Source organism: Rhizobium chutanense, from assembly GCF_002531935.1.
Lineage (GTDB): Bacteria > Pseudomonadota > Alphaproteobacteria > Rhizobiales > Rhizobiaceae > Rhizobium > Rhizobium chutanense.
The window spans coordinates 149,532-176,278 of the sequence record NZ_NWSV01000003.1; the positions used below are offsets into that span (position 1 = coordinate 149,532).

At 60.6% G+C, this 26,747-nt stretch carries 29 protein-coding genes; 15 read left to right on the plus strand and 14 right to left on the minus strand.

The window, feature by feature from the left end; all coding sequences use genetic code 11:
• Positions 1 to 3 precede the first annotated feature (3 nt).
• The 6 genes from CO666_RS05740 to CO666_RS34845 all read right to left on the minus strand — a co-directional run bounded on the left by CO666_RS05740 (position 4) and on the right by CO666_RS34845 (position 5,718).
• Positions 4 to 615, minus strand: a complete 612-nt coding sequence (locus CO666_RS05740) for a riboflavin synthase (protein ID WP_085736817.1) — start codon at positions 613 to 615, stop codon at positions 4 to 6.
• Positions 615 to 1,745 (minus strand): bifunctional diaminohydroxyphosphoribosylaminopyrimidine deaminase/5-amino-6-(5-phosphoribosylamino)uracil reductase RibD, encoded by a 1,131-nt coding sequence (gene ribD, locus CO666_RS05745; RefSeq protein ID WP_097611143.1) that lies wholly within the window; start codon positions 1,743 to 1,745, stop codon positions 615 to 617. The genes CO666_RS05740 and ribD overlap by 1 nt, the downstream gene beginning before the upstream one ends.
• 3 nt (positions 1,746 to 1,748) lie before the next feature.
• On the minus strand, positions 1,749 to 2,225 hold the full coding sequence (gene nrdR, locus CO666_RS05750) for a transcriptional regulator NrdR (protein ID WP_085736815.1): 477 nt from the start codon (positions 2,223 to 2,225) through the stop codon (positions 1,749 to 1,751).
• Between the two features lie 9 nt (positions 2,226 to 2,234).
• Positions 2,235 to 3,533 carry a serine hydroxymethyltransferase gene (glyA, locus tag CO666_RS05755; RefSeq protein ID WP_097611144.1) on the minus strand — a complete coding sequence of 433 codons (1,299 nt, stop codon included), beginning with the start codon at positions 3,531 to 3,533 and terminating at the stop codon, positions 2,235 to 2,237.
• A gap of 216 nt (positions 3,534 to 3,749) precedes the next feature.
• Positions 3,750 to 5,051 (minus strand): L,D-transpeptidase family protein, encoded by a 1,302-nt coding sequence (locus CO666_RS05760; RefSeq protein ID WP_097611145.1) that lies wholly within the window; start codon positions 5,049 to 5,051, stop codon positions 3,750 to 3,752.
• Between the two features lie 532 nt (positions 5,052 to 5,583).
• Positions 5,584 to 5,718: a hypothetical protein gene (locus CO666_RS34845; protein WP_280951776.1), complete on the minus strand. Its 135-nt coding sequence runs from the start codon at positions 5,716 to 5,718 to the stop codon at positions 5,584 to 5,586.
• A 106-nt stretch (positions 5,719 to 5,824) separates the two neighbouring features.
• On the opposite strand from CO666_RS34845, the gene CO666_RS05765 reads away from it, so the two are divergent.
• Entirely contained in the window at positions 5,825 to 6,166 is a 342-nt protein-coding gene (locus CO666_RS05765) for a hypothetical protein (protein ID WP_097611146.1), read from the plus strand.
• Positions 6,132 to 6,668 (plus strand): hypothetical protein, encoded by a 537-nt coding sequence (locus CO666_RS05770; RefSeq protein ID WP_143540248.1) that lies wholly within the window; start codon positions 6,132 to 6,134, stop codon positions 6,666 to 6,668. The genes CO666_RS05765 and CO666_RS05770 overlap by 35 nt, the downstream gene beginning before the upstream one ends.
• 283 nt (positions 6,669 to 6,951) lie before the next feature.
• On the opposite strand, the gene CO666_RS34050 is transcribed toward CO666_RS05770, so the two are convergent.
• Positions 6,952 to 7,206 (minus strand): hypothetical protein, encoded by a 255-nt coding sequence (locus CO666_RS34050; protein ID WP_179869618.1) that lies wholly within the window; start codon positions 7,204 to 7,206, stop codon positions 6,952 to 6,954.
• Between the two features lie 339 nt (positions 7,207 to 7,545).
• On the minus strand, positions 7,546 to 8,073 hold the full coding sequence (locus CO666_RS05785; RefSeq protein ID WP_245436745.1) for a hypothetical protein: 528 nt from the start codon (positions 8,071 to 8,073) through the stop codon (positions 7,546 to 7,548).
• 250 nt (positions 8,074 to 8,323) lie between these two features.
• Here CO666_RS05785 and CO666_RS34850 point away from each other — a divergent pair, with 250 nt between their 5' ends.
• Entirely contained in the window at positions 8,324 to 8,449 is a 126-nt protein-coding gene (locus CO666_RS34850; protein ID WP_280951777.1) for a hypothetical protein, read from the plus strand.
• A 140-nt stretch (positions 8,450 to 8,589) separates the two neighbouring features.
• Here the strand turns inward: CO666_RS34850 and CO666_RS05790 are convergent, their stop codons facing one another.
• On the minus strand, positions 8,590 to 8,844 hold the full coding sequence (locus tag CO666_RS05790) for a hypothetical protein (protein WP_097611149.1): 255 nt from the start codon (positions 8,842 to 8,844) through the stop codon (positions 8,590 to 8,592).
• Here CO666_RS05790 and CO666_RS05795 point away from each other — a divergent pair.
• The gene (locus CO666_RS05795; protein ID WP_097611150.1) at positions 8,843 to 9,217 is read left to right on the plus strand and encodes a Rap1a/Tai family immunity protein; all 375 of its coding nucleotides are present in this window, start codon (positions 8,843 to 8,845) and stop codon (positions 9,215 to 9,217) included. The two genes, CO666_RS05790 and CO666_RS05795, sit on opposite strands and share 2 nt — an antisense overlap.
• Before the next feature lie 180 nt (positions 9,218 to 9,397).
• Here CO666_RS05795 and ldtR read toward each other — a convergent pair whose 3' ends face one another.
• Both ldtR and CO666_RS05805 read right to left on the minus strand, forming a co-directional pair.
• Complete coding sequence (ldtR, locus tag CO666_RS05800) at positions 9,398 to 9,913, minus strand: transcriptional regulator LdtR (protein WP_003574072.1); 516 nt, start codon at positions 9,911 to 9,913, stop codon at positions 9,398 to 9,400.
• Positions 9,914 to 10,041: 128 nt separating this feature from the next.
• Positions 10,042 to 10,479 (minus strand): DUF6163 family protein, encoded by a 438-nt coding sequence (locus tag CO666_RS05805; RefSeq protein ID WP_097611404.1) that lies wholly within the window; start codon positions 10,477 to 10,479, stop codon positions 10,042 to 10,044.
• Positions 10,480 to 10,610: 131 nt separating this feature from the next.
• Here CO666_RS05805 and hemB point away from each other — a divergent pair, with 131 nt between their 5' ends.
• The 6 genes from hemB to CO666_RS05835 all read left to right on the plus strand — a co-directional run bounded on the left by hemB (position 10,611) and on the right by CO666_RS05835 (position 14,689).
• Entirely contained in the window at positions 10,611 to 11,624 is a 1,014-nt protein-coding gene (gene hemB, locus CO666_RS05810) for a porphobilinogen synthase (protein ID WP_097611151.1), read from the plus strand.
• A gap of 72 nt (positions 11,625 to 11,696) precedes the next feature.
• Positions 11,697 to 12,155 (plus strand): RDD family protein, encoded by a 459-nt coding sequence (locus CO666_RS05815; RefSeq protein WP_097611152.1) that lies wholly within the window; start codon positions 11,697 to 11,699, stop codon positions 12,153 to 12,155.
• Positions 12,156 to 12,359: 204 nt separating this feature from the next.
• Positions 12,360 to 13,136: an arginyltransferase gene (locus CO666_RS05820; protein ID WP_097611153.1), complete on the plus strand. Its 777-nt coding sequence runs from the start codon at positions 12,360 to 12,362 to the stop codon at positions 13,134 to 13,136.
• Positions 13,137 to 14,021, plus strand: a complete 885-nt coding sequence (locus CO666_RS05825; protein WP_097611154.1) for a DMT family transporter — start codon at positions 13,137 to 13,139, stop codon at positions 14,019 to 14,021.
• Positions 14,022 to 14,078: 57 nt separating this feature from the next.
• Positions 14,079 to 14,300, plus strand: a complete 222-nt coding sequence (locus CO666_RS05830; protein ID WP_097611155.1) for an AbrB/MazE/SpoVT family DNA-binding domain-containing protein — start codon at positions 14,079 to 14,081, stop codon at positions 14,298 to 14,300.
• On the plus strand, positions 14,300 to 14,689 hold the full coding sequence (locus CO666_RS05835; RefSeq protein WP_097611156.1) for a type II toxin-antitoxin system death-on-curing family toxin: 390 nt from the start codon (positions 14,300 to 14,302) through the stop codon (positions 14,687 to 14,689). Before CO666_RS05830 ends, CO666_RS05835 begins: the two co-directional genes overlap by 1 nt.
• Here the strand turns inward: CO666_RS05835 and CO666_RS05840 are convergent.
• Positions 14,679 to 15,137: an SRPBCC family protein gene (locus tag CO666_RS05840; RefSeq protein WP_097611405.1), complete on the minus strand. Its 459-nt coding sequence runs from the start codon at positions 15,135 to 15,137 to the stop codon at positions 14,679 to 14,681. The two genes, CO666_RS05835 and CO666_RS05840, sit on opposite strands and share 11 nt — an antisense overlap.
• Before the next feature lie 220 nt (positions 15,138 to 15,357).
• A complete protein-coding gene (gene parC, locus CO666_RS05845; protein WP_097611157.1) occupies positions 15,358 to 17,613 on the minus strand; it encodes a DNA topoisomerase IV subunit A in 2,256 nt (751 codons plus the stop codon).
• A gap of 234 nt (positions 17,614 to 17,847) precedes the next feature.
• Here parC and CO666_RS05850 point away from each other — a divergent pair, with 234 nt between their 5' ends.
• Positions 17,848 to 19,035, plus strand: coding sequence for a hypothetical protein (locus CO666_RS05850; RefSeq protein ID WP_097611158.1), 1,188 nt, complete (start codon positions 17,848 to 17,850; stop codon positions 19,033 to 19,035).
• Positions 19,036 to 19,334: 299 nt separating this feature from the next.
• Here the strand turns inward: CO666_RS05850 and aspS are convergent, their stop codons facing one another.
• A complete protein-coding gene (aspS, locus tag CO666_RS05855; protein ID WP_097611406.1) occupies positions 19,335 to 21,125 on the minus strand; it encodes an aspartate--tRNA ligase in 1,791 nt (596 codons plus the stop codon).
• Between the two features lie 248 nt (positions 21,126 to 21,373).
• On the opposite strand from aspS, the gene CO666_RS05860 reads away from it, so the two are divergent.
• The 4 genes from CO666_RS05860 to CO666_RS05875 all read left to right on the plus strand — a co-directional run bounded on the left by CO666_RS05860 (position 21,374) and on the right by CO666_RS05875 (position 26,649).
• On the plus strand, positions 21,374 to 22,765 hold the full coding sequence (locus tag CO666_RS05860) for a multicopper oxidase family protein (RefSeq protein ID WP_097611159.1): 1,392 nt from the start codon (positions 21,374 to 21,376) through the stop codon (positions 22,763 to 22,765).
• A 133-nt stretch (positions 22,766 to 22,898) separates the two neighbouring features.
• Positions 22,899 to 24,044 (plus strand): ribonuclease D, encoded by a 1,146-nt coding sequence (rnd, locus tag CO666_RS05865; RefSeq protein WP_097611160.1) that lies wholly within the window; start codon positions 22,899 to 22,901, stop codon positions 24,042 to 24,044.
• Between the two features lie 78 nt (positions 24,045 to 24,122).
• Positions 24,123 to 25,184 carry an adenylate/guanylate cyclase domain-containing protein gene (locus CO666_RS05870; protein ID WP_097611161.1) on the plus strand — a complete coding sequence of 354 codons (1,062 nt, stop codon included), beginning with the start codon at positions 24,123 to 24,125 and terminating at the stop codon, positions 25,182 to 25,184.
• A gap of 106 nt (positions 25,185 to 25,290) precedes the next feature.
• Complete coding sequence (locus CO666_RS05875; RefSeq protein ID WP_097611162.1) at positions 25,291 to 26,649, plus strand: esterase-like activity of phytase family protein; 1,359 nt, start codon at positions 25,291 to 25,293, stop codon at positions 26,647 to 26,649.
• Positions 26,650 to 26,747 lie beyond the last annotated feature (98 nt).

Sequence of the window (26,747 nt, forward strand, 5' to 3'; positions counted from 1 at the left end):
GGGTTATGCGCTCGGGAATTCAGCCAGCCGGGCGGCGTAGCGCGCCATGGTGTCGACTTCGAAATTGACGAAATCGCCGGCCTTGCGGTCGCCCCAGGTGGTGACTTCGAGCGTGTGGCGGATGAGCAGGACGTCGAAATCCGTGCCGTCGACCGCATTGACCGTCAGCGAGGTGCCGTCGAGCGCAATCGAGCCCTTGGGAGCGACGAATTTGGCCAGATGTTCGGGGGCGCGAAGGCGGTAACGTGTGGCGTCGCCCTCCGATGTCACCGAGAGGATTTCCGCCTTGCCGTCGACATGGCCGGAAACGATGTGACCGCCGAGTTCGTCGCCGATCTTCAGCGACCGCTCGAGATTGATGCGGCTGCCCTGCTGCCAGGTGCCGATCGTCGTCAGCCGCAGCGCCTCTTCCCAAGCCTCGACCTCGAACCATCGGCCGTTGCTGCCTTCATCAGGCAGGCCGGTGACGGTGAGGCAGATGCCGGAATGGGAAATGGAGGCGCCCATATCGATGGTCGAGGGATCATAAGCGGTCGCGACGCGGAGCTTGATGCCTTCCTTCAACGCTGAAACACTTTCGATTGTACCGATATCCGTGACAATTCCGGTGAACATCAATTCTCTCTTTCATATTCGTCCAGGCGATCAACGCCGAATAGAGACGTGCCCCGATGGGCGAAACCGGATGGTATGTCGGTTGCCCGCAACGGGGATTCAATACCGCCCTCACCGATGACCACGGGCGCCTGGTAAAGCTGGATACGATCGACGAGGCCGGCATCGAGAAAAAGCCGCGCCGTCTTTGCGCCGCCCTCGACCAGAAGCGAGGAAATGCCGCGTGTTGCAAGCGCCGGCAGCAGGATTTCCGGATGATAGGGATTGCAATAGACAACCTCGACACCGGCGGCTTCGAGTGCGGTACGGCGGGAGTCTATGTCGGTAGGGTCGGTGGGCGGAGCACTCCCCTCCGCCTGTGATAATGACGCTTCCTCACTCGCCACCACGATTACCGGCACCTGCCGAGCCGTCTGAACCAGCTTGCTCGTCAACGGCAACGCAAGAGAGGGATCGAGGACGATCCGAACAGGCGACTGCGCTTCAAGACCTGGGATCCGGACCGTCAGCAGCGGATCATCCGATATCGCGGTGCCGATGCCGACGAGGATCGCATCGGTTTCGGCGCGTAGCGCCTGCACCTCGGCGCGGGCCTCCGGGCCTGTGATCGCCACCTGGCCCTCCCCTTCGCGGCCAATCATGCCATCGGCGGAAACGGCAAGCTTGAGAGTCACATAGGGACGGTTCTTCGTCTGGCGGGTGAGATAGGCGGCGAGCGAATGCCGGCCCTCCGCCTCCAGCACGCCGGCGTCCACCTCGATGCCGGCGTGGCGCAGCATCGAAATGCCGCGGCCGGAGACGCGCGGATCGGGATCGGTGACGCTGATGACGACGCGGGCGACGCCATAGGCGATCAGCGCCTCGGCGCAGGGCGGCGTCTTGCCGTGATGCGAGCAGGGTTCGAGGGTCACATAGGCGGTGGCGCCGCGGGCAGCCGCACCCGCCTCGGCGAGCGCCTGCGGCTCGGCATGCGGGCGGCCGCCGACGGCAGTGACCGCCTGGCCGACGACGACGCCGTCCCTGACGATCACGCAGCCGACGGAGGGGTTGGTGGTAGTGCGGCCGAGATGCCGGCGCGACAGGCGGATCGCCGCCGCCATGAAACGCTCGTCATCCGGCGTAATGCTCATGGTTCATCCGTCCAGCGGGTCGCGGGCGATCTTGGCGTTGATTTCGGAAATGACCTTCTCGAAATCCTCGGCAAGCGAGAAATCCCGATAGACGGAGGCATAACGCACGAAGCCGACATCATCGAGGCTCTTCATGGCTTCGAGCACCTGCAGGCCGATCTGCTCGGAGGAAATTTCGGTCTCGCCGGAACTCTCCAGCCGGCGGACGATGCCGGAAACGGCGCGCTCGATGCGGTCACGCTCGACCGGGCGCTTGCGCAGTGCCACTTCGAAGGAACGCACCAGCTTGTCGCGGTCGAAGGGCACCTTGCGGCCGGTCTTCTTGGTGACCATCAGCTCGCGCAGCTGCACACGCTCGAAGGTGGTGAAGCGACCGCCGCAATCCGGACAGATACGCCGCCGGCGGATGGAGGTGTTATCCTCCGCCGGACGCGAATCCTTGACCTGAGTATCTTCCGAACCGCAATAGGGGCAGCGCATCGCTACTCCTTATCCCATGTAGTCATACATTGGGAAGCGGTCGGTGAGGTTGACCACCTTGCCGCGCACGGCGGCTTCGACGGCAGCGTTGCCTTCATCGGAATTGGCGACCTTCAGGCCGTCGAGAACCTCGACGATGAGGTTGCCGATTTCGCGGAATTCGGCTTCCTTGAAGCCGCGCGTCGTGCCGGCCGGCGCGCCGAGACGCACGCCCGAGGTGACGAAGGGCTTTTCCGGATCGAAGGGAATGCCGTTCTTGTTGCAGGTGACGTAGGCGCGGCCAAGCGCTGCCTCGGCGCGCTTGCCGGTGGCATTCTTCTTGCGCAGGTCGACCAGCATCAGGTGGTTGTCGGTGCCGCCGGAGACGACGTCGAGGCCGCCTGCGATCAGCGTTTCGGCCAGCGCCCGGGCGTTCTTGACGACCTGGGCGGCGTATTCCTTGAACTCCGGCTGCAACGCCTCGCCGAAGGCGACGGCCTTGGCGGCGATGATGTGCATCAGCGGGCCACCCTGCAGGCCGGGGAAGACGGCCGAATTGAACTTCTTCGCCAGATCCTCTTCATTGGTGAGGATGACGCCGCCGCGCGGGCCGCGCAGCGACTTGTGGGTCGTGGTCGTCGCGACATGGCAATGCGGGAACGGCGACGGATGCTGGCCACCGGCGACGAGGCCGGCGATGTGGGCCATGTCGACCATCAGATAGGCGCCGACGCTGTCGGCGATTTCGCGGAAGCGCTTCCAGTCCCAGATGCGGGAATAGGCGGTGCCGCCGGCGATGATCAGCTTCGGCTTGTGCTCTTCGGCCTTGCGGGCGACTTCGTCCATATCGAGAAGGTTGTCGCCTTCACGCACGCCGTAGGAAACGACGTTGAACCACTTGCCGGACATGTTGACCGGCGAACCATGCGTGAGGTGGCCGCCCGAATTCAGGTCGAGACCCATGAATGTATCGCCGGGCTGCAGCAGCGCCAGGAACACGGCCTGGTTCATCTGCGAACCGGAATTCGGCTGGACGTTGGCGAAATTGACGCCGAACAGCTTCTTGGCGCGCTCGATCGCCAGTTCCTCGGCGATATCGACGAACTGGCAGCCGCCGTAATAGCGCTTGCCGGGATAACCCTCGGCATATTTGTTGGTCATGATGGAGCCCTGGGCTTCCAGCACGGCGCGGGAGACGATGTTCTCGGAAGCGATCAGTTCGATCTCGTGCCGTTGGCGACCGAGTTCCTTTCCGATCGCGCCGAAAATCTCCGGATCGACGTCCGCAAGCGAGCGATTGAAGAAGGATTCGGTGGAAGCATTGGTCATGGGCGGGCTCCTCAACTGGAATGCGGTGAGGTATTATCCTTCCGCTGTGGCAAGGGCAATACGAAGAACGACATTTGCTGAGCAAACCGCGCGCTCCATGCTGTTTTGCGGCCGCAACCTGCGGATAGCTGGGCGACCCATAGAGGCTACCCTCCCCGGCATAAAAAAACCGCGCCCGAAAGCGCGGTTCTCACATCACGATGCAGAGGTCGCCGCTTATTGGGCCGGCTGTTCCATGCCGGCCGTGGTATCGAGCGCCAGCTCGGCATTGCCATCCATCTGATAGATGTCGTCGCGGAACTGGACGATGCCGTCGGGCATGCCCCAGGCGGAGATGTAGACGAAATAGACCGGAACTTCCGTGGCGAGCTTGATCGGCGTGTTGACGCCGGTTGCGATCACCTGCTCCATCTGCTGGCGGCTCCAGCCCGGGGTTTCGCGCAAGAGCCAGTTCGACAGGTCGCGCACGTTCTGGACGCGGACGCAGCCGGAGGATTCGAAGCGCATCAGCTTGTTGAACAGGCCCTGCTGCGGCGTGTCGTGCATGTACTCGCCGTTCTTGTTGTAGAAGTTGATCTTCGTCGAGGCCATGGCGTTGGTTTTGCCGGGGTCCTGGCGGAACATCAGGTTCGGCGCCTCGCCGTTCCAGTCGATGGTCTCGGGAGCGACTTCGTTGCCCTTGCCGTCGATCAGGCGGATCGCGTTCTTTTCGAGATAGGTCGGATCCTTGCGCATCAGCGGCATGATGTCCTTCTCGACGATCGAGCGCGGCGAGGTCCAGTAAGGATTGAGAATGACCTCGTAGATCTTCGAGTTGACGAGATGCGTCGGGCGGCTGAGACGGCCGACAACGGCGGTGTGGCGCGTCGCGACACTGCCATCCTCGACAGCTTCGACATAGGCGGCCGGGATATTGACCATCACGTGGCGGCGCCCGAGATCCTCGGGGAAAGTCTGCAGGCGGATGATATTGGTGTTCAGCTGCTGCAGGCGGACATCGGCGGGGATGTTCATCGCCTTCAGCGTGAATTCACCGAGAACGCCGTCGGACGGCAGGCCGTGGCGGGCCTGGAAGCGCTTGACTGCGCCGTCGACATAGGAATCGAAGGCGCTCGACATGCCGGCCTCGCGCGGCAGGTCGCCGGTGATCGCCAGGCGCTGGCGCAGCGCCTGGACTGCGGGATGGCTGACGCCGAGCTGCAGGCGCTGGTCACCGGGGTTGACCTCGGGCCAGCCGCCGGCGGCCGCGATCTGCTGATACTGCATGACCGCCTGCTGGGCGCTCGCAACCGATTGGGGGCCGAGGATCGGCGTGTTGGAAACGACGGCGCTTGCCGTGCGCGAAGCCGCCTTGGCGTCGAACTGGTCGTCCCAGTTGCCGCGGCGCGGCGCATTGATCAGCGTATCGAGCGCCGATTGCGCGAAGGCCGGCGCGGCGATCGCACTGGCGCCAACCGTTGCCGCGGACGCAAGGAAGGCGCGGCGCGAGAGAGCTTCATTTCCGTTTTTCTTCGACATAGTCCCAACCACTGAATGCCACGGTAAAGAGAAGCCGCGGCTCTTTGCGAAATCACTGCGCTTTAACGCAGATCCCTGTCCATTCCTTGTCCCGGCACATCAAAAAATCCCGCTTGCCCCATCACAAGATTGCGATGCGGAAGCCTGAACATTCCTGATCGGTCCATTGAAAGCGCCGGTTGTTAAGCCTTTCGCTGCCACACCAATATGGCCAATTCGTGTTGCCAGGCCGGTTGAGTACTGCCGGCTGCCGGGAATACGACGCAACGAACCATATGACGGGGTAAACCGTGCGGGTTAATAACGGCTAAAAAACGGCTTGAATACAGGCGATTATGCTTGCCTGGCTTGCGTTGCAAAGATGCCACGGGGGCACAAACGGCAAATCGGACGTGCAGGGAACACGTCCGATTTTCTGCAACCCTGAAGGAGGTCAGGGATCTTAGAGACGATACATGATCGAGTCGTTCCAGAAGCGCTTGAGAATTATGACAATTGCAGAAATTTGAACGACTGGCGCGCAATTGGCGCGTCAGCGTCCCCGTTCGATTAGTGGAGCATCAAGTGGGATAGCGGTGCGCAGGAGCTTTTCAATCGCTTCAGCGGCCTTTTCGAGGTAGTCGGGCGAGGCTAATGCGTACATTTCGGTGATGTTGTAGCCCGGCATTTTGTGGCCGAGCTGCGCCCCAACCTCCCACGGGCTTACGCGATCTAGGGATTCCTCTACCCGCATGGTATGAATATAAAAACGTCTAAGTTGAGGTGGGGCGGCTATGGACAGTCACGAAGTAGTAGAGGTTGGAGAAGAAGTCATTAAAGAAGCTTTTAAGAAGGAGCCTAAAGGGCTCAAGCCTAAGAGCATTTCTCTCACCTATTTCTTATTCATGTTTATCGGCTACAGCCACGAATATACCTTCAGAACCCTTATTCTGGCGATGATGCTTGTTTGCGGCATTATGGCAATCAGATTGGCGTGGTGGAACTTGACGCATACCGAAAATTTCAATCGGTATGGTGCCCTGTTGTTCGAATCCCTGCTTTTCCCTATTGAGTTCTATGCTTTGGGATGGATTCTGAGGGTTGTTTTCAATTATTTCGGATGGAACGTGGCTTGATTTCGTTGTTCGGGGTGTTGAAAATATGAATATCAAACGCGGGCTTTTCCGGCTTTGGCTGGTTTTAAGCATAATCTGGATTGCAGTATTCGTCTTCATCAGCTGGGACTCGATTGAGCGCGACGAGTGGTGGTCCGGCGATCCCGACATCTATGCAGATCTCCCGGTGCCCTGCGGTAAAGCAAGGGGAACCGAGGGGAAGGATTATTCTCAAAGACTGGCCCCGGAACCATGGAATACCGTTCGCAATCCAGGTTCCGCATGTTGGTATCCGGAGAGAAAATTTCGCGCGCTGTTCCCCTTCTACAATGGCAATAGTCACGGGAAGGTCAGCAAAATGCTTTACGACGAACTCGGCTGGGAACCTGCAGAGGGCGGTGACAAATTTCTGCGCACCAAACCAGTCGTTTTGGCCGCATTGCTACCTCCGCTGCTCGTGCTTGCGGTCGGCTCCGCCTTGGTATGGGCCTTTTCAGGTTTCGCTCGCCGTCCCGCCGCTTGATCTTTTATTCCAGCGATTCCAGTTCAGCCCCTTCCCCCGCTCTTTCGGGTCGAACCATTCCCCGCCGTACCGATCGAGGAAGACTTAAGCCCCTGCCTTGGTAGCGAAGCAATGGACGTTGTAGTGCCGGTCCTCATGGAAGATTGAGTGGCCGCGAGCGCAGCGCATCAGCTTCTGCTTCCCGCAAAAGTCAGACTGTTCTGTCCCGAGCTTCCCGAGCGATAGCTCTTGCGGCTGGATGATTTGGAAGGGCCATCCACGGTCGATGGCTGATGGGGTAAGTTCACCTTTGCGCCTGTTCATGGCGCCTTTGTTCTATTTTGTTCTGCCGAGTCAACTCCGAAGCATGAGCGCCTATTGGCTTGAGACGCAGATCGAGCACTTTGATACGTTCGGCAAGCATCTCCATCTGTGCGATCAAGTCAGACATCGTTCGGCGCACCTTATCAAACTTAGGTTCGGCATCACGATCGATATAACCCCTACCGTCGCTAAGGGCGGCGATATGCCCCTTGATGGAGGCGGTTTCAAAAGACACGCCTGACCAATTATGCGCGAATTCATTACGAATTTGCCGAATATGCTCAAGATCTGCAACCGCGTGTCATTGATGAGCCCTAGAGCATAGGCTGTCGCAATCCGAGATGAGAACGTGCCTAGCGGCGCACCAAACTCGTCTATTAGTTTTTTTGCTGATTTCACGTCGCGCATGTAAGCCAATATGAGACGACGCAAGCTCTCCTCAGCAAAAGAGGCAACAGATAATATCAGTCCTCGCTCATCCTGCTCTTGCAAGAGACCTAGCAGTTGGCTGAATTTCTGGTAGGGAAAGTCCTGCACATCGAGGTTCTTCTTTGGCATTTTCACTCCGCTGGAATCATTCGCAAGGCCTTCTCAAGTAGCAAACATGCTGTTGTTTTGACCATTGCTGTAGAAGACGCTTCCGTTCCTGAACGTTCAATCCCATCGCCAACTTCACGTCCGAGATGAAGGATGCCAGTGACGGTATCTTCCCCTCACCTCGCACGGCCCACCGAAAAGCCTTCCGGATGGCAAACAGCGGAAACTCGCCCAGCTGCTCGCCCCATACCTCGACCTGTGCGGCCGATTTAGCGGCGTCGCCCGTGTAGAGGTTGAACGCCGCAAAGAGCTTTGCGATCTCGACCGCCAGTTCAGGGCGACGCCCGGACGATGGCTCCAGAATCTCAGAAAGGGATCTCAGGACCGTCGAAACCGCTTCCCGCATTTCCGGCGTCTTCTCCGGCTCGGGAACCCGTGGGAACGGCTCCATACCCATTCGAGCTTTGACCTCCTGCGCCGCGAGCCACGAAGCCATGGAGGGCGGCAGTAAGTCCCTCACTAACCGCTCCGCCAGCACCGCCGCCTCGTCTGCTGTTCTGGCCAAAGTGGCCTTTAACGACGCTTCCGGCAAAGGAAAGCATGGCCGGTCAAGACTACTGCCGCAGCCTATGGAGCGGCCGCCGCGAACCCGCGCCGCGTGAAGTAGGCTTACTTCCGGATCGTATCCGTCAGCGCATAGTAAATGTGCCACCAAGGGCTTGTGCGCGTTTGCTTACTGTTCAGGCAGGCGTAGTCGGTAACTCGACCCCCTGTCCAACGGCATTGCAGGGGGCCGCTTTTTTTGGAGCAACATCATGATCATCGAGCTTTACGTGAGCGGCACCGACCACCCGCCGCTCTACGATGGCTACATCGACAATGACGGAACTATCTGGGGCATGTCCCCGCCCCCGCCGCAGGCTGACGATGAGCTGGTATAGGTCGTGCTGCAGCGAAACAGCCAGACGCCCAACGTCGACCAACGGCAAGCCATCAACTTCCTCGTGAGGATGAACAAAGCCGAGACACAACTCTTCTTCCGACTTCCCAGCCTCATTGGTTAGCCCTCTTCCGAGGGCTTTTATTTTAGAGGCCGTGAAGATGAGATATCCACGCGGTATTCCATACCACGGAGCATTTCCGCCACAGCATTGGCCGCTTTCCAGTTTCTGTCGTTATATGGAACGCTATAGAGCCAGACAGTCGCCCGATCATCCGTCAAGCCTATCACTTCATGGCAAATAGCATCCGCGCTCTCCCCATTGAGGAAACGCCCGCCAGTTGATTCCAGCCGCCGCTCGGCTACCATCCCCCGCAACTCACGAGGGATTTTCATGCGCGCGATTCTCGCTGTCTCGCTTTTCGCTATGGCAGGCACTGCCCAGGCTGGCTTTTATACCGGCAACGAGCTTCACGAGTTGTGCCAAGGAAATCGTGAGGCAGTATCAGGCTACGTCGCGGGCGTCATAGACAAAAGCGCTTATGACCTCTCAGTGCTAAGCACGCTAGATCAAGCGCCATCCGGCGATGTTGTGACGTTCGCGCGGAAATATCGGATGGGTGGCTTCATCTGCTATCCAGACGGAATGATTTTGCGCCAAGCGCGAGATGTCGTTTGCAAGTATCTCGCCGATCATCCCGAGAACCGCCAGAAAGACGCCGAGGGTCTGGTGCAGGCCGCGCTGTACGATGCATGGCCGTGCAAATAGCAAAAAGCGCATCGCGGAGGGAAAGCCGCTTTGCGCTTAAGGTGCCGAATGGAGGTCGGATTTACTGGCGCGCAAGTGGCGCGCAAACCAGCGCCACTTAGTGCCACCTAGTGCCCTTTTAGGCACTTTCGCGCCAGTTAGAGCATTCTAATATGGAAGCGTCAACAGTAGGGTATCGTCTCAAAGACGGTACATGATACTATCGTTCCAGAAACGGTCGAGGCGCTGGAGCAGCTTGTTCATTTGGGTGAACTCGTCGGTGCCGATGCCGCCGACCTTGTCGATCGAGGTGATGTGGCGTTCGTAGAGCTTGGCGACCGTTTCGGCGATGTCCTGGCCGGTTTCGGTCAGGCTGATGCGGACCGAGCGGCGGTCGATGCGCGAGCGCTGGTGGTTGATGAAGCCGAGATCGACCAGCTTCTTGACGTTGTAGGAAACGTTGGAGCCGAGATAGTAGCCACGCGAGCGCAGCTCGCCGGCGGTCAGCTCGGAATTGCCGATGTTGAAAAGGAGCAGCGCCTGGATGGCGTTGACGTCGCTGCGGCCCTGACGGTCGAACTCATCCTTGATGACGTCGAGAAGACGACGGTGAAGACGTTCAACAAGATGAAGGGATTCCATGTAAAGATCACGGATGCCCTGATCCTGCTGGTCACGGAAGTTCGATACCGCCTGCGGCTTGATTTTCGTGTTCATATTGACTGCCTCACTGTTTGGTTGGCGGTGTGTTTTCTTCCCGCCTTGAGTGAGACCCTATCGAATACATATAAAATTCGACTTAAACCGCAGGCTTAACGGAGCCTTACTGGTAACTCCACGTTGTCTCAGGGTAAATCAACACTTACCTGACGGCGCTGCCGGCGCTTTTCCAGCCAGAGCAGCAGGCGGAAAATCCAGTAAACGACGGCGACGATGACATGCAGCAGGATGATCAGCTTGTTGGGGCCGAAAATATCCGGCAGCAAGCCATACATCAGGATCTGGCCGCCGGCGGCCAGCACCCAGATGACCGGTCCCCACGAGACGGTCAGCCAGAGGCCGAGGGACGCGACGGGAAAGAGCACGGCGAGACTGGTGCTCGCCACCTTCCACGGCAGGCTCAAAAGATCGAAGCGGCCGGCGCCGACCAGCGAATAACCGACGAGCATCGCCCAATATTGCAGGCCGAACCAGAAGCAGGAGACGGCGACCAGTCTCAGGAAGAGAATGAAGAGAATGTCGGCCAGCGTGCGTTTCGGTATCGTCGGGGAATCGGTTTCCATGGCGCAAACATCGGTTGGGGAGCGTATCGTTACAAGCAGTTTTTCCGCCGCGGCCAATCGTCCGGTTTGGATTTTCCGGGCGCCATGATAATGAGCGCACCGATAAATGGAATGGGCTGGGGATAGATATCATGCAGGACAGGACGCATCTCGTCGACGACATCACCGGCCATCGCCGCATGCGGCGCAACCGCAAGGCGGACTGGACGCGCCGGCTGGTGCAGGAGAACCGGCTGACCGTCGACGACCTGATCTGGCCGATCTTCGTCGTGCCGGGTTCCGGCATTATCGATCCGATCCCGGCCATGCCCGGCGTCAACCGCATGAGCATCGACAAAGCCGTCGAGGCAGCACGGGAAGCCGCCGGCCTCGGCATTCCAGCGATCGCCACCTTCCCCAATATCGAGATGGAACTGCGCGACGAGACAGGTTCCAACAGCCTCGAAGCCAACAATCTGATCAATCAGGCAACGGCGGCGATCAAGAAGGCGGTGCCCAATATCGGCGTCATCACCGACGTCGCGCTCGACCCCTTCACCAGCCACGGCCATGACGGCATCTTGAGAGGCGGCGAGATCGTCAATGACGAGACCGTCGACCAGGTGGCGCGCGCCGCCGTGATGCAGGCCGATGCCGGCGCCGACATCATCGCGCCGTCGGAGATGATGGACGGGCGCATCGGCGCGATCCGCATGGCGCTCGATGCGGCCGGCCACCAGAACGTCGGCATCATGAGCTATGCGACGAAATTCGCTTCCGCCTTCTACGGTCCCTATCGCGAGGCGATCTCGACCGGGGGGCTGCTGAAAGGCGACAAGAAGACCTATTATATCGACCCCGCCAACGGCACCGAGGCGATCCGCGATGCGGCCCTCGACGTCGAGGAAGGCGCCGACATGCTGATGGTCAAGCCCGGCCTGCCCTATCTCGACATCTGCTGGCGGATGAAGGAGGCCTTCGGCCTGCCGACCTTCGCCTACCAGGTCTCCGGCGAATATTCGCAGATCAAGGCGGCGGCGATGAACGGCTGGATCGATGGCGAACGGGCGATGCTCGAAACGCTGCTGTCGTTCAAGCGGGCGGGATGCGACGGCATCCTCACCTATTTCGCGGTCGAGGTGGCGAAAATCCTCGCCAAGCGGTGATTCCGGGAGAATTATTGTATTTCTGCAAGCTGACACCATATCAGCGGCATCGCTTTTCCGCAGGAGATTGAGATGAGCTACAACCCTAATCCGCTTTATGCCGCACCGGAGGACTGGCGCGCCTATAGCGGCGTGTTGAGCCGCCGTGTCTTCGCCTTCATCCTCGACTACGTCATCGTGGCGCTGCTCTGGATTCCAGCCGCGGTCGTGCTGTTCTTCCTGTCGATCCTGACGCTCGGGCTCGGCTTTCTGCTTTACCCTGCCCTCTTCGTCATCGTGGCCGGCGTTTACTTCGGCCTGACGGTGGGCGGGTCGAGCCAGGCCTCTCTCGGCATGCGCGCCATGGGGATCGCCATCGTGCGTGTCGATGGGCGGCCGATGGATTTCCTGACGGCGATCGTGCATCTGGCGCTGTTCTGGATCCTCAACTCGGTGCTGACGCCGCTCATCCTGCTTGCCGGTCTGTTTACCGAGCGCAGCCGTCTCATCCACGACCTGCTTGTCGGCACGGTGACGGTGCGTACCGCCTGAGCGGCTGACAGCGAACACGGCAGAACCCTTAAGCGGAGACGAAATAAAGTCTCCGCTTTCTCTTTGCCGGGGCGTGCCGGCGCCCCATATCTCAAATTAGAAGACTGAAATGAAGGCGAAGCCCGCCCTGCTGTTGACGTTTTCTATTCTTAGGTCATGCTGTCAAGAAACGGCACGGTTTCGACAAGGAAATTTCCGCGACAGATGAATACGCAGACAACGCCATCCCCGCAGTTTTATCTGACGGCTCCGGCTGCCTGTCCGTATCTGCCGCATGAGATGGAGCGCAAGGTGTTCACTCATCTGGTCGGCCCGCGCGCCGCCGAGATGAATGACATCCTGACCCAGGGCGGTTTCCGCCGTTCCCAGAATATCGCCTACCGCCCGGCCTGCGAATCCTGTCGCGCCTGTGTTTCCGTACGCATTCTCGCCCAGGAATTCGAACCGACGAAATCGATGAAGCGGGTGCTTGCCGCCAATTCCGACGTCATCGCCACCGAATTCGCCGCCCAGCCTTCCAGCGAGCAATATTCGCTCTTCCGGCGTTATCTCGATTATCGCCACCAGCAGGGCGGCATGTCCGACATGACCGTGCTCGATTATGCGATCATGGTGGAAGATACGCATGTGAACACGCGAATCGTCGAATATCGCCGGCGCGAGGAAGGCTCCGGACTGGAGCAGCGGCCGAAGGGCGAGCTGCTTGCCGCTGCGCTGACCGACACGATGAGCGACGGGCTCTCGATGGTCTATTCCTATTTCAATCCGGATGTCGAGCGGCGGTCGCTCGGCACTTTCATGATTCTCGACCATGTCAGGCGCACCAAAGCGCTCGGCCTTCCGCATGTCTACCTCGGCTACTGGGTTCAAGGGTCGCGAAAAATGGATTACAAGACACGCTTCCAGCCGCAGGAACATCTGACCCCGCGCGGCTGGGAGCGTTTCGATCCCTCCACGATGCGCGAAAGCACCCCAGACTAAATGTTCCCCACCGCTCTTTCCGACCACCGGAAGGGCCTGCTGCTGACGGCGATCGGCGGCTTGGCGCTTTCTATGGATATCCCGCTCGTCCGCCTCGGCGATGGCGACATCTGGTCGGTCCTGGGAGTGCGAAGCGCTGCAACGGTTGTCGCCACGCTCGTCATCCTTGCAGCAATGCGCCTTGCCTCGGGCAAATGGCCGGTCCTCGTTCCCGGGCGGCCCGGCCTGATCGCCGGCCTGCTCTACGGCATCTCGTCCCTCACCTTCGTGCTGTCCGTCTTCAACACGGCCACAGCCAACGTCGTCTTCATCGTCGCCTTCAACCCGATGTTCGCTGCGCTTCTTTCCTGGATTTTCCTCAAGGAGAAGCCACAGCCCGCAACGTTGATCGCCATGCTGTTCATGATCTTAGGCGTCGGGCTGATCGTGCATGAGGGGCTTGCGAGCGGCCATGTTTTCGGCGACGCCATGGCGCTTCTCAGCGCGCTGATACTTGCCGCAGCCATCACGATCGGGCGTGCCTCGCGCCGGGAAATGGGCTTCGTGCCACTGCTGGCCGCCATCCTGCCGGCCGCGCTCGGCCTCGCGCAGGCGCTGCCCTCAGGGCTTGCCATCGCCCATCCAGGCTGGATCCTCTTCAACGGCGCGATCATGATGCCGGTCGCCTTCTGGTGCCTGGCGACGGGGCCGCGTTACCTCTCGGCGCCTGAAGTCGGCATGTTCTATCTCCTGGAAACGGTGCTCGCGCCGATCTGGGTCTGGCTGATCTTTGCCGAAACGCCGGCGACGATGACACTCGTCGGCGGTGGCATCCTGGTGGCGGCAATCGCAGGGCATTCCGCCTGGATGGTGCGGAGGAAGCACATCAGCCAGCCAGCCGAATAGGACATTGTCGCCTGCGCATCCTCATGTTATAACTCCGTTATCACAGAGGACGAAATCATGAACGTTACAATCCGCAAGATCGGCAATTCCGAGGGCATTATCATCCCCAAGGAAGCTCTCGACCGTCTTGGATTGAAGGCGGGCGACTCAGTGGAATTACAGCTGGAGAATGGCGGCATCACCTTGAAGCCCGCCGATGAGGATTTGTCCCGTCAGCTCGAGGCGGCGCGATATTTCATGGACAAATATAAGGTCGCCTTGAAAAAGCTGGCCGAATAATGGCTTTCAAATTCCTGACGCGACCATTGGTGGAGAGCCTGCAGAAAATGCAGATCGAGCGGTTCGGCGGCCTCGCGGGGCTGCGTGACGAAGGCGCGCTGGAGTCTGCCCTCGGCCGGCCAATGCATAAGGCAAACTACGGCTGCGACGACGTCATCGAACTCGCCGCCGCATATCTTTTCGGCCTTGCCCGCAACCACGCATTCGTCGACGGCAACAAGCGGATCGCGATCGTCACCGCCGGTGTGTTCCTTCTCGAAAACGGCTACGAGATCGAAACGACCGATGCCAATCTCTACGCCTTCGTTCTTGCGGTCGCCGCCGGCGAGATCGACGAAGAGGGTGCGACCCGCTTCCTTCGGGATTTCAGCATAGCGCTCAACCGGTAGGCTTCAATTGTTGCTGCTCCAGCTCCCTGCCTAGCCCTTCCACAACATGCGCCCAGCCCCGCCGGGTCTTTTCCTCGTGTTCGGCCCATTCGGCGCACATTTCGTGGGTCAGCGTCAGACGGCTGCCGCCACCGAGCGGTTCGATGTCGATTTCGACGCGGTCGCAATTGTGGTCGTGCTCCTCGACGGAAAAGCTGAAGACCATGCGTTGCGGGCGCTTCAGTTCCAGGAAGACGCCCTGGTGAAAGGCATCGCCGGTCGGGCGACGGTCGACGACGAAGAAACGGCCGCCGACATGCGGATCGATATCGGCGCGGATGACGTGACCGTCATCGGTGGCAAACAGGAAGCGGCGGGCGATTTCGGGATTGAGCCAGGCGTCGTAGACGACCGCAGGCGGCACCCTGTAGGTGTGGCTGACATGCAATTTGATAGTGCTGGCGGGCATCGATTTTCCTCCGGTAAGGGCGCGCACCTTTCCCAGGCGCACGTAAACACCGGCCATTCCGCCAGCCCCGGAAGCGGCCTTCTCCTATTTTGGGTAACGGGAATGAGATAGAGGAGTTCCCGCGCCCGCCAAGAGCCGAGCGCGGAATTTACTTCCGGGGCAAATCAAAGAGTTACAGCGTCCTTAGCGCGTATGAACAGACGCAGGACGCTGCAAAGCCTCAGCCGGCGAATTTGCCGCTGCGCGGGAAGCCCTTCGGCACGGTGCGGCCGGCGGTGGCGCGGTCGGACAGCCATTCGGCGAGCTCGTCCTTGTTCTTCGTGAAGGTCCGGCCGGCGCTGTCTTCCCAAACGAGGCCGTCTGCTATCGCGAAGCAGCGGACGTCTGAGATGCCGCCATCCTTATAGCGCTGCAGGCGCACGCCCTTGCCGCGCGACATTTCCGGCACCTGCGCCAGCGGGAAGACCAGCAGCTTGCGGTTTTCACCGACGACGGCGACGTGGTCGCCGACGACGGGCACGAGCAGCTGCGTTTCCTCGGGCAGCGCCACATTCATGATCTGCTTGCCCTTGCGCGTATTGGCGACCAGCTCGGCCTCCGCAACGACGAAACCGTTGCCGGCAGTCGAGACGATCAGCTGCTTGCGCGCGGGATCGTGGACGAAAGCGGTCAACACCGCCTGATCGTTATCCATGTCGACCATGATGCGCAGCGGCTCGCCGTGGCCGCGACCGCCCGGCAGCTTGTCGCCGCCAAGCGTAAAGGCCTTGCCGCCCGTGGTGACGATCAGGATCTTGTCCGTCGTCTGCGCCGGGAAGGCGAGTTTCAGGCCGTCGCCTTCCTTGAAGGTCAGCGTCGCCGTATCGGCGATATGGCCCTTCAGCGCACGGATCCAGCCCTTTTCGGAAATGACGACGGTGATCGGTTCCTTCTCGATCATCGCCTGCTGGATTGCTTCCTCGTCGGCTTCGGGTGCGTCGGCGAACTGGGTGCGGCGGCGGCCGACCTCGGTCGCCTTGGCGAACTTCTTTTTCACTTCGCCGATTTCCCAGGCGACCGTCTGCCACTGCTTGTCGTCGGAGCCAAGCAGCGCTTCGATCTCGCCTTTTTCCCTGGTGAGTTCGTCGAATTCCTTGCGGATCTCGAACTCTTCAAGCTTGCGCAGAGAGCGCAGCCGCATGTTGAGGATCGCCTCGACCTGATTGTCGGTGAGATCCCAGCGCGCCACCATGACCGGCTTCGGCTCATCCTCCTCGCGGATGATCCTGATCACTTCATCGATGTTGAGATAGGCGATCAGCAGGCCGCCGAGGATTTCGAGACGCCTGTCGATCGCCGCCAGGCGGAAGCGCGAGCGGCGCTGCAGGACCTCGCGGCGGTGATCCAGCCACTCCTTCAGCACCTCGTTCAGCGCCATGACACGCGGGATGCGGCCCATGGACAAGACGTTCATGTTCAGCGGGAAGCGGCTTTCCAGTTCCGTCAGCTTGAACATCGATTCCATCAGGATGGTCGGGTCGACGCTACGGGTCTTCGGCACCAGGACGACACGGATGTCCTCGGCCGATTCGTCGCGGATGTCTTCCAGAAGCGGCAGCTTGCGGGCGATCAGCAGCTCGGCGATCTTTTCGATCAGCCGCGACTTCTGCACCTGGAAGGGGATTTCGGTGATGACGATCTGGTAGCCGCCGCGGCCGAGATCCTCGGTCTGCCATTTCGCCCGCACGCGAAAACCGCCGCGGCCGGTGCGGTAGCTCTCGATGATGCTGTCGCGGCTGTCGATGATGATGCCGCCGGTGGGGAAATCCGGGCCGGGAATGAATTCGACGAGCTTTTCGACGGTGGCATCGGGATGTTTGATCAGATGCAGGGCGGCGTCGCAAAGCTCATGGGCATTGTGCGACGGGATCGAGGTCGCCATGCCGACGGCGATGCCGGAGGAGCCGTTGGCAAGCAGGTTCGGGAAAGCGCCGGGAAGAACGACCGGCTCGGAATTCGATTCGTCGTAGGTGTCGCGGAAATCGACGGCATCCTGATCGATGCCTTCGAGCAGCAGTTCCGAGACCGCCGTCATCTTCGATTCGGTGTAACGCATGGCGGCGGGGCTATCGCCGTCGATATTGCCGAAATTGCCCTGGCCGTTGACCAACGTGTAGCGCTGCGAGAAATCCTGGGCGAGACGGGCAAGCGCATCGTAGATCGACTGGTCGCCATGCGGATGGTAGTTACCCATCACCTCGCCGACGATCTTGGCGCATTTCCGGAAGGCCGAGGTCGGCCTCAGCCCCATCTCGTTCATCGCATAGACGATGCGGCGATGAACAGGCTTCAGCCCGTCGCGCACGTCAGGCAAAGCGCGGTGCATGATGGTCGACAGCGCATAGGCGAGATAGCGCTGCTCGAGCGCTGCCTTGAGGTCGACCGGCTGGATGTTGTCGTCGTCTCCGCCCGAAGGCGGCAAAATCTCTTGTCCCATGGGTCCTTGACTAGCTCAGAAGAGCCCGGCGGGCAAGGAATCCAGGCCATTGCAGCTGTGGATGAAGTCTTCGGAATGACATCAAAGGATGAGACAAACGCTTCGCCGCAATTTGGACTTCGTTTGCCGTTCCTTTCAACGGAAATTTAGAAGTCCGCAAATATAAAGCGGGCCCAATCCGTAGTAGCGTAACTGCAGATTCAAAACCGCCACACGCCACCAGAGGAATCACCCATGAACTTTTACCGGACAACGCGGCTGATGCTGTCGGGCGCCGCCTTTTTCTCGCTCGCCAGCTCGGCTTTTGCTCTCGACGGCACCGATCTCTTGAAGAAGATCAATGCCGCCTATGCCGCTCAGGGCGGGACGATTGCGGCTGAGAATATCGATATCGACGGCACGACCGTGACCTTGAAGAATGTCACCGTCAAGCCGACCGGCGGCGAAAGCCTGCCCATCGGCGAAATCACCCTTTCCGGCGTCGAGGAAGACGAGGACGGCGGCTATTACATCGAAGAAGCTGCCTTCCCCGACATCAACAAGACCCAAGACGGCGTGACCGTGACGGCGCAGGAACTCACGCTCGGCGGCATCTCCGTGCCGGCAACGGCCGGCGGCGACTCCCTCGATACGATGATGCTTTACGAAACCGCCCATACCGGCCCGCTGAAAGTGGTCAAGGACGGCACGGAAGTGTTCTCGCTGCTCCAGACCGACATGAACCTGACACTTCGCGAAGATGAATCCGGCTTCGATTTCGACGGCGCCTTCAAAAGCATGAAGGCCGATCTCAGCAAGGCCGAAGACCCGCAGAGCAAGGACGCGATCGAGAAGCTCGCCCTGCAGCACGTCCAGGGCGACATTACCATGAAGGGCGCCTGGGAACTCGCCCCCGGCACGATCGACATTTCGGAATTCGCCTTCGACTTCACCAACATCGGCAAACTGAACCTCGGCTTCAAGATCTCGGGCTACACGATGGCCTTCATGAAATCGATGCAGGATGCGATGAAGGAATCCGAAGCCAATCCGAACAAGGAACAGTCGCAGCAGGCGCTCGGCCTTGCCATGCTCGGCCTGATGCAGCAACTGTCCTTCGAGGCCGCACAGGTGCGTTTCGAAGATGCGTCGATCACCAAGCGTGCGCTCGATTATGCCGGTTCGCAGCAAAACATGTCCGGCAAGCAGATGGCGGATTCGCTGAAGGCGATGACGCCGATCATGCTGGCGCAGCTCAATATCCCGGAACTGCAGAACGCCGTTTCGGCTGCCGTCAACACCTTCCTCGACGACCCGAAGAGCCTGACCGTCAAGGCCGCTCCCGAAAAGCCGGTGCCGTTCCCGACGATCGTCGGTGCTGCCATGGGCGCTCCGAACACGCTGCCGCAGGTGCTCGGCGTCAAGGTTTCGGCCAACGACTGATCGCTTCGATCTGACGAAAAAGGCCCGGCAGTTCCGCTGCCGGGCCTTTTGTCTTTCTGAGTTCTTCAAGTCTTCTGAGGTGCCCGAAGTGGTTGAGCCACCCGCCCCCGTCCTTCGAGGCCCCTTACGGGGCACCTCAGGATGAGGGCTGATCGTGGTGCCTGCCGCGTGGGACAACGTTGCGGGGTCCCGCGCGCTCCCTTGAGCCGAGCCGCCACCTCTCTCCAGCCTCATCCTGAGGTGCCCCGTAAGGGGCCTCGAAGGACGGGGCTGGCCACGGTGCCGGGCAGCCTGCCCTCTCAGTCCTTCTTGACCGGCGGGATCGGCCGGATCGAGAGTTCGCGCAGCTGCGTCGGGGTTGCCGGGGTCGGCGCGCCCATCAAGAGATCCTGGGCCTGCTGGTTCATCGGGAACAGCGAGATTTCACGCAGGTTCTTGGCGCCGACGAGCAGCATGACGATACGGTCGATGCCGAAGGCAGCGCCGCCATGCGGCGGCGCGCCGTACTGGAAGGCGCGGTAGAGGCCGCCGAAACGGTCTTCGACATCCTGCTGGCTGAGCCCGACCTTTTCGAAGGCGGCGACCATGGTTTCTGGCGACTGGTTGCGGATCGAGCCCGAGGCGATTTCGAAGCCGTTGCAGACCGCGTCGTACTGGTAGGCCTTGATCGTCAACGGATCCTGGTTCAGCAGCGCATCGAGGCCGCCCTGCGGCATCGAGAACGGGTTGTGGGCGAAGTCGATCTTCTTTTCTTCGTCGTTGTATTCGAAGAAGGGAAAGTCGACGATCCAGCACAGCTCGAAGCGGTCGCGGTCGATCAGGTTCAGTTCGTCGGCGGCGCGGTTGCGCGCCTCGCCTGCGAACTTGTAGAACTTGGACGGCTCGCCGGCGACGAAGAAGCAGGCGTCGCCCGCCTCGAGGCCGAGCTGCGTGCGGATCGCCTCGGTACGCTCCTCGCCGATGTTTTTGGCGAGCGGACCGGAACCGGCGATTTTGCCCTCTTCTTCCTTCCAGAAGATGTAGCCGAGACCGGGCTGGCCCTGGCTCTGCGCCCACGCGTTCATACGATCGCAGAAGGCGCGCGAGCCGCCGGTCTTTGCCGGGATTGCCCAGATCTCAACCTTCGGGTTGGAGGCGATCATGCCGGCGAAGACCTTGAAGCCGGAGCCGGCGAAATGCTCGGTCACCGCTTCCATCACGATCGGGTTGCGCAGATCCGGCTTGTCGGAACCGTACTTGCGGATCGCCTCGTCGTAAGGGATGCGCGGCCATTCCTTGGTCACCGGCTTGCCCTCGGCGAATTCTTCGAAAATCGAAGTCATCATCGGGCCCATCGTGTCCCAGATGTCCTCCTGCTCGACGAAGCTCATTTCGAGGTCGAGCTGGTAGAATTCGCCCGGCAGACGATCGGCGCGCGGGTCTTCGTCGCGGAAGCACGGAGCGATCTGGAAATAGCGGTCGAAGCCGGCGACCATCAAAAGCTGCTTATACTGCTGCGGCGCCTGCGGCAGGGCATAAAAGGTACCGGGATGGATGCGCGAGGGCACGAGGAAGTCGCGCGCGCCCTCCGGCGAGGAGGCCGTCAGGATCGGCGTGGTATATTCGGTGAAGCCGACATTGCCCATTTCGCGGCGCATGGCGGAGATGACCTGGGTGCGCTTGACGATGTTCTTGTGCAGCGTTTCGCGGCGAAGATCGAGGAAGCGGTACTTCAGGCGGACGTCTTCCGGATAGTCGGGTTCGCCGAAGACCGGCAGCGGCAACTCCTTGGCAGCCGAGAGCACTTCGATCTCCTGGGCGTAGAGTTCGATCTCGCCGGTTGCCATGTTCTTGTTGACGGTGTCTTCGGTGCGGGCCTTGACCAGACCGTCGATGCGGATGACCCACTCGCCGCGAACCTGTTCGGCCTGCTTGAAGGCCGGCGAATCCGGATCGGCAACGACCTGGGTGATGCCGTAATGGTCGCGCAGGTCGATGAAGAGAACGCCGCCATGGTCGCGAACGCGATGGACCCAACCGGAAATCCGGACATTGGCGCCGACATCCGACTTGCGGAGGGCTGCACATGTGTGGCTGCGATAGCGATGCATCATCTCAATTCCCGGTATCTGGCTTGAAGACGGCAGCAAGGGGCTCTGATGGCTCTCCCGCACCGACAAGAAAATCGGGCGGAAAAGCGCATGGACGCTCCGATTTGTCAAGACTTGGCGCGCGCAGCCCGCGCGTTTATGGCGAGGCTGCGACCGTCAAGCTGCGGCAGTTTGGCCGCGTTTGCCATATTGATGAAGGTGCCTGTCAACTTTAAAAGGATCGGCATTCCAACCCATGGAGCGCCCGCATGCCTCTGCTCACTCGCCGCAACCTCTTGAAGGCATCCGCCGTCGCGGGCGCCTATGGTATCGGCATGGGCGTTGCCGGCAAATTCGGGTTTGCCGAGGCGCCCCCCGAACCGCAGCTGCTGACGGCCGTGAAAACCGAAGCCGTGCTGACCGAGGCAGGGCCGACCCGGGATATCATGAGCTGGGGCCATGACGGCATGCCGCCGGTGCTCAGGATGATGAAGGGACGCCCCTATGCGGCGCGGCTGAAAAACGGGCTCGACGAGCCGACGACGATCCACTGGCACGGACTTCGCATCGACAACCGCATGGACGGCGTGCCGTTCATGACGCAGCCCTATATCTATACCGGCGACAGCTTCGACTATGCCTTCACGCCGCCCGATGCCGGCACCTTCTGGTATCATCCGCATTGCAACACGCTGACGCAGATGGGGCACGGCATGACCGGCATCATCGTCGTCGAAGATCCGGCCGATCCTAAGTTCGATGCCGAAGTGGTGCTGAACCTGCGCGACTGGCGGCTCGGCGGCGACGGCCAGTTCATCGCCCCGTTCCGGCCGCGCGACGCCGCCAAGTCCGGCACTTACGGCACGGTGCGCACCGCCAACTGGCATCAGGAGCCGCAATATGACGCGCCGGCCGGCGGGCTGGTGCGGCTGCGCATTGCGGTCACCGACGTGACGCGGATCTTCTCGCTGAAGATGGAAGGTGCCGATGCGAGCGTGATTGCGATCGACGGCAATCCGGTACCGAAACGCTTTCCCCTCGACCTCCTGCAGATCGGGCCGGGTCAGCGGCTCGATCTTGCCGTGTGCATGCCGGACAGCGAGGGCGCCGTCGCGACGCTCGAAGATATCCGCGGCACGACGCCGAAGACGATCGCCAGCCTGCGTGCGGTCGGATCGTCGCTGAAGCGCGAGATCGGCGATCTCGGGCCGCTTGTCGAAAATCCGGTGGCAAAGGCCGATCTTTCCGCCGCCGAACAGATCCCGCTGGTGTTGAGCGCCACGGCGGAGAATACCGCCGTCGAAAGCATCTGCGGCACGCTCGGCTACAGTTTCTGGGCCATCAACAAGGTGCCGTGGCCGGGCGACACGCCCGATCCGACGGCGCCGCTGGCGGAATTGAAGCTCGGCAAGAGCTATATCTTCAATCTCGAAAATACGACGCCGCATGCGCATCCGATCCATCTGCACGGCATGAGCTTTACGGTGATCTCCTCCTCGACCAGGACGGTGATGCCGCTCACCACCGATACCTATCTGATCCAGCCGGACGAGAAGGTGCAGCTCGCCTTCGTCGCCGACAATCCCGGCGACTGGCTGCTGCATTGCCATATCATCGAACACCAGAAGACGGGGATGACCAGCTATCTCAGGGTGAGTTGAGGTGCCCCGCTTTGCCGCAGTTTGGACGTAATTCTTAGCCAGCAGTGCTCGAAGCGTATGCTGTTGTATTGACATATCGAAGCGAAAGGAGAAGGAAGGTTTCCACCGACCTTTTCCTTGCGAATGAAATGATATGATCGAAACCACCGCCGATTTGGCGGCCGCCTGCAAAGAGCTGGCCAAGTCCGACTTCATCACCATCGACACCGAATTCCTGCGCGAGACGACCTTCTGGCCGGAGCTTTGCCTGATCCAGATGGCGAGCCCGACAACCGAAGTTCTGGTCGATCCGCTGGCCAAGGGCATCGACCTTGCGCCCTTCTTCGAGCTGATGGCCGATCCGAAGGTGCTGAAGGTCTTTCACGCGGCGCGCCAGGACATCGAAATCATCTTCAATCGCGGCAATCTCATTCCGCATCCGATCTTCGACACCCAGGTCGCCGCCATGGTTTGCGGTTTCGGCGACAGCGTCTCCTATGATCAGCTGGTCAGCCGCATCAAGAACGTCCATATCGATAAGTCGTCGCGCTTCACCGACTGGAGCCGCCGGCCGCTCTCCGAGAAGCAGCTGGAATATGCGCTGGCCGACGTGACCCATCTGCGCGACGTCTACCTGTCGCTGAAGGCGGAACTCGATCGCGAAGGCCGCACCTCCTGGCTCTCCGAGGAGATGGACATTCTCGAGGCGCGCGAAACCTACGACCTGCATCCCGACGATGCCTGGCAGCGGCTGAAGATGCGGCTGCGCAAGCCGCAGGAGCTGGCGATCCTGAAATATGTCGCCGCCTGGCGCGAACGCGAGGCGCGGGCCCGCAACGTGCCGCGTTCGCGGGTGCTGAAGGATGATGCGATCTACGAAATCGCCCAGCAGCAGCCCAAGGATACCGAGGCGCTCGGCCGGCTGCGCACCATTCCGAAAGGCTGGGAGCGCTCGACCTCCGGCGCATCCGTCATCGAGGCCGTCAATGCGGCGCTTGCTCTTCCGAAAGCCGATATGCCACATGTGCCGCGCCAGACGCAGGCGCCCGAAGGGGCCGCTGCCGCCGTCGAACTCCTGAAGGTCCTGCTGAAGCTGGTTTCGGAAAAACACGGCGTGGCGCCGAAGGTAATCGCCAACAGCGAGGATCTCGACAGGATCGCCGCCGAGGGCGAGAAGGCCGATGTCGCGGCCCTCAACGGCTGGCGGCGCGATCTTTTCGGCGTGCCGGCGCTACAGCTGATCCAGGGTCAGATCGCTCTGCGCTTCGTCGACCGGAAAGTCGACACCGTCAGCCTCTGAGCTTGTCATCGAATTCGCTTGACGCTTTTTTCCCAGCTGAAACAATGGTCGGGAGAACCATCAAGGCGAAAGGGCCGTATGCGGGAAATATCTCCGACGCAGAACTGGATCTTGATCACGATCGTTCTGGCTGCCAGCGGCGTCGTCTATGATCTGATGTTCTACTCCACCCAGACGCCGGTGATCGGGGCGATCTTCGCGCTGTTCATCGGCATGCCGATCCTCGCCTTCGAACGCAAAGTGCTGTTTCGCGGGCTGTATAGGCGCATCCAGAAGCTGCCGACCTTCGTCTTCATTATCACCGAACTGGTGATCTACGAGATCCTGATGAGCATCGGCTTTGCCTGCGCCGGCCTGCTGCTCTGGTCGCTCGGCATGCTGAATCCGACGTCGCTTCTCGATCTCGTCGTCATGCCGTTCAAGGTCTTCCTCTATGCGCTGGCGGTCTGCACGATACTGATCTTCATCCTGCGCGTGCGGGAACTGCTCGGCCGAGAAGTTTTCCTCAGCATGCTCATCAGCCGCTACCGCAATCCGGTCAAGGAAGAGCGCGTCTTCCTGTTCATCGACCTGGTCGATTCGACGGCCTTTGCCGAAAAGCACGGCGACCTCAGAGCGCAACAGTTGCTGAGCTCACTGTTTGCGACCTTCGCCGAGCCCGTTCGACGCCACAAGGGCTTGATCAACGACTATGTCGGCGATGCGGCGATCATCACCTGGCCGCTTGCCCGCGGCGTCAAGAATGCGCGCTGCGTGCGCTGCATCTTCGACATCCTTGCCGATATCGAAGCCAATGCCGCCGGCTGGCGGAAAAATTACGGCCAGGTGCCGAAGCTGCGGGCCGCCCTTCATGGCGGCGAGATCATCACCGCCGAAATCGGCGTCGACCATCACAAGATCAGCTATTTCGGCGACACCGTGAACACCACCGCCCGGCTGGAGGCGCTCTGCCGCACCTTGAACCGGCCGGTGCTGATCTCCGCAGAGCTTGCCCGGCGGATGGAATTTCCGGACGACATCACCTGCGAGGACCTCGGCACCCATGCCGTCAGGGGGCGCGGCCAGCCACTCGGCGTCATGGCGCTTTCCTCCCGCGCCGTCACCGTGCTGAACACGCCCGCAGTCATTCTGCACGGCTGAGCAAACGCTTTCAGCCGGCGTCACCAAAGCTTCACTCAACCGTCAATTCGCTGACACGGAAGCCCTGCTAAGCGGAAGCCATTCGCATCCGTTCCATGGGGATATTATGAAGAACGTCCTTCTTGCTTCCGTAGCGCTTTTCATCCTGATAACCGGCTCCGCTTCAGCCGACCAGCAGCACTTTCCGGCCAAGCTCGTCGGCCAGGCGATCCTGCCTGCCAATACTATGGTTCCCGCCCCGACCGACGCTCCCGAATTCCTCAAGCATTCCGGCAAGTTCACCACGGCGGACCGCAAGCGCACCGAGGCGCTCGGCACGGTTCCCGGCAAGGACGGCGCCCGTGTCACCGATCTGAAACTGCCCTTCGACGGTCAGGCGATCCAGGGCTTCTCGGGCATCAAGACGATGGCCGACGGCACCTTCTGGACGCTCACCGACAACGGCTTCGGCTCGAAGGCCAATTCGTCGGACGCGATGCTCTTCCTGCACCAGATGAAATTCGATTGGGCAGCCAACAAGGCCGAGGTCGTCAAGAACCTCTTCCTTTCCGATCCGAACAAGATCGCGCCTTTCCCGATCGTGCTCGAAGGCACCGACAAGCGGTACCTCACCGGCGCCGACTTCGATATCGAATCGATCCAGCCCGTTGCCGACGGCTTCTGGCTCGGCGACGAATTCGGTCCCTACATCCTGAAAATCGACACCGAGGGCCATCTGACGGACGTCATCGCGACGACGCTCGACGGCAAGCCGGTGCTTTCGCCCGACAATCCGCTGATCCAGCTTCCCGGCAACCCGGCCGCGAAGATGCCGGTCTTCAACCTGAAGCGTTCCGGCGGCTTCGAAGGCCTCGCCATGTCGAAGGACGGCGCCAAACTCTACGGCCTGCTCGAAGGCGCACTCTACAAGGATGACGGCACGATGGAGACGGTCGATGGCCATACCGCCGTTCGCGTCATCGAATTCGACGTCGCTTCCAAGAAGTGGACCGGCCGCAGCTGGCTCTATCCGTTCGAAGACAAGGGCGTTTCGATCGGCGACTTCAACATGCTCGACGACACGACCGCTCTGGTCATCGAACGCGACAGCGGCGCCGGCACCAAGGACAAGGCCTGCGCCGACCCGAAGCAGCCGAAGCCGGATTGCTTCGAGGCTCCGGCCGAGCTGAAGCGCGTCTACAAGATCGAGTTCAACGACGCCAATGTCGGCAAGGCCGTTCGCAAGATCGGCTATATCGACCTCCTGGATATTCAGGACCCCGACAACAAGAAGAAGGCCGGCAGCAAGGACGGCGTCTACGACATGCCGTTCGTGACGATCGAAAACGTCGACCGCGTCGACGCCACCCACATCATCATCGGCAACGACAACAACCTGCCCTTCTCCGCCGGCCGTGCTGTCGACAAGGCCGACAATAACGAGTTCAGCCTGCTCGAGGTTGGCGAGTTTTTGAACGCGAAGTAATTCGGGGTTTTGATACGGAATACGGGGGCGGTGCGGAGAGTGCCGCCCTTTTTATTTGGTCGCGAACATCTACGTTTTTCCCTCATTCCTGTGCTCGT

Coding starts and splice junctions, on each gene's coding strand:
- CO666_RS05740 (WP_085736817.1), bottom strand. CDS start 615: ATGTTCACCGGAATTGTCACGGATATCGGTACAATCGAAAGTGTTTCA.
- ribD (WP_097611143.1), bottom strand. CDS start 1,745: ATGAGCATTACGCCGGATGACGAGCGTTTCATGGCGGCGGCGATCCGC.
- nrdR (WP_085736815.1), bottom strand. CDS start 2,225: ATGCGCTGCCCCTATTGCGGTTCGGAAGATACTCAGGTCAAGGATTCG.
- glyA (WP_097611144.1), bottom strand. CDS start 3,533: ATGACCAATGCTTCCACCGAATCCTTCTTCAATCGCTCGCTTGCGGAC.
- CO666_RS05760 (WP_097611145.1), bottom strand. CDS start 5,051: ATGTCGAAGAAAAACGGAAATGAAGCTCTCTCGCGCCGCGCCTTCCTT.
- CO666_RS34845 (WP_280951776.1), bottom strand. CDS start 5,718: ATGCCGGGCTACAACATCACCGAAATGTACGCATTAGCCTCGCCCGAC.
- CO666_RS05765 (WP_097611146.1), top strand. CDS start 5,825: ATGGACAGTCACGAAGTAGTAGAGGTTGGAGAAGAAGTCATTAAAGAA.
- CO666_RS34850 (WP_280951777.1), top strand. CDS start 8,324: ATGATCATCGAGCTTTACGTGAGCGGCACCGACCACCCGCCGCTCTAC.
- CO666_RS05795 (WP_097611150.1), top strand. CDS start 8,843: ATGCGCGCGATTCTCGCTGTCTCGCTTTTCGCTATGGCAGGCACTGCC.
- CO666_RS05790 (WP_097611149.1), bottom strand. CDS start 8,844: ATGAAAATCCCTCGTGAGTTGCGGGGGATGGTAGCCGAGCGGCGGCTG.
- ldtR (WP_003574072.1), bottom strand. CDS start 9,913: ATGAACACGAAAATCAAGCCGCAGGCGGTATCGAACTTCCGTGACCAG.
- CO666_RS05805 (WP_097611404.1), bottom strand. CDS start 10,479: ATGGAAACCGATTCCCCGACGATACCGAAACGCACGCTGGCCGACATT.
- hemB (WP_097611151.1), top strand. CDS start 10,611: ATGCAGGACAGGACGCATCTCGTCGACGACATCACCGGCCATCGCCGC.
- CO666_RS05815 (WP_097611152.1), top strand. CDS start 11,697: ATGAGCTACAACCCTAATCCGCTTTATGCCGCACCGGAGGACTGGCGC.
- CO666_RS05820 (WP_097611153.1), top strand. CDS start 12,360: ATGAATACGCAGACAACGCCATCCCCGCAGTTTTATCTGACGGCTCCG.
- CO666_RS05825 (WP_097611154.1), top strand. CDS start 13,137: ATGTTCCCCACCGCTCTTTCCGACCACCGGAAGGGCCTGCTGCTGACG.
- CO666_RS05830 (WP_097611155.1), top strand. CDS start 14,079: ATGAACGTTACAATCCGCAAGATCGGCAATTCCGAGGGCATTATCATC.
- CO666_RS05835 (WP_097611156.1), top strand. CDS start 14,300: ATGGCTTTCAAATTCCTGACGCGACCATTGGTGGAGAGCCTGCAGAAA.
- CO666_RS05840 (WP_097611405.1), bottom strand. CDS start 15,137: ATGCCCGCCAGCACTATCAAATTGCATGTCAGCCACACCTACAGGGTG.
- parC (WP_097611157.1), bottom strand. CDS start 17,613: ATGGGACAAGAGATTTTGCCGCCTTCGGGCGGAGACGACGACAACATC.
- CO666_RS05850 (WP_097611158.1), top strand. CDS start 17,848: ATGAACTTTTACCGGACAACGCGGCTGATGCTGTCGGGCGCCGCCTTT.
- aspS (WP_097611406.1), bottom strand. CDS start 21,125: ATGCATCGCTATCGCAGCCACACATGTGCAGCCCTCCGCAAGTCGGAT.
- CO666_RS05860 (WP_097611159.1), top strand. CDS start 21,374: ATGCCTCTGCTCACTCGCCGCAACCTCTTGAAGGCATCCGCCGTCGCG.
- rnd (WP_097611160.1), top strand. CDS start 22,899: ATGATCGAAACCACCGCCGATTTGGCGGCCGCCTGCAAAGAGCTGGCC.
- CO666_RS05870 (WP_097611161.1), top strand. CDS start 24,123: ATGCGGGAAATATCTCCGACGCAGAACTGGATCTTGATCACGATCGTT.
- CO666_RS05875 (WP_097611162.1), top strand. CDS start 25,291: ATGAAGAACGTCCTTCTTGCTTCCGTAGCGCTTTTCATCCTGATAACC.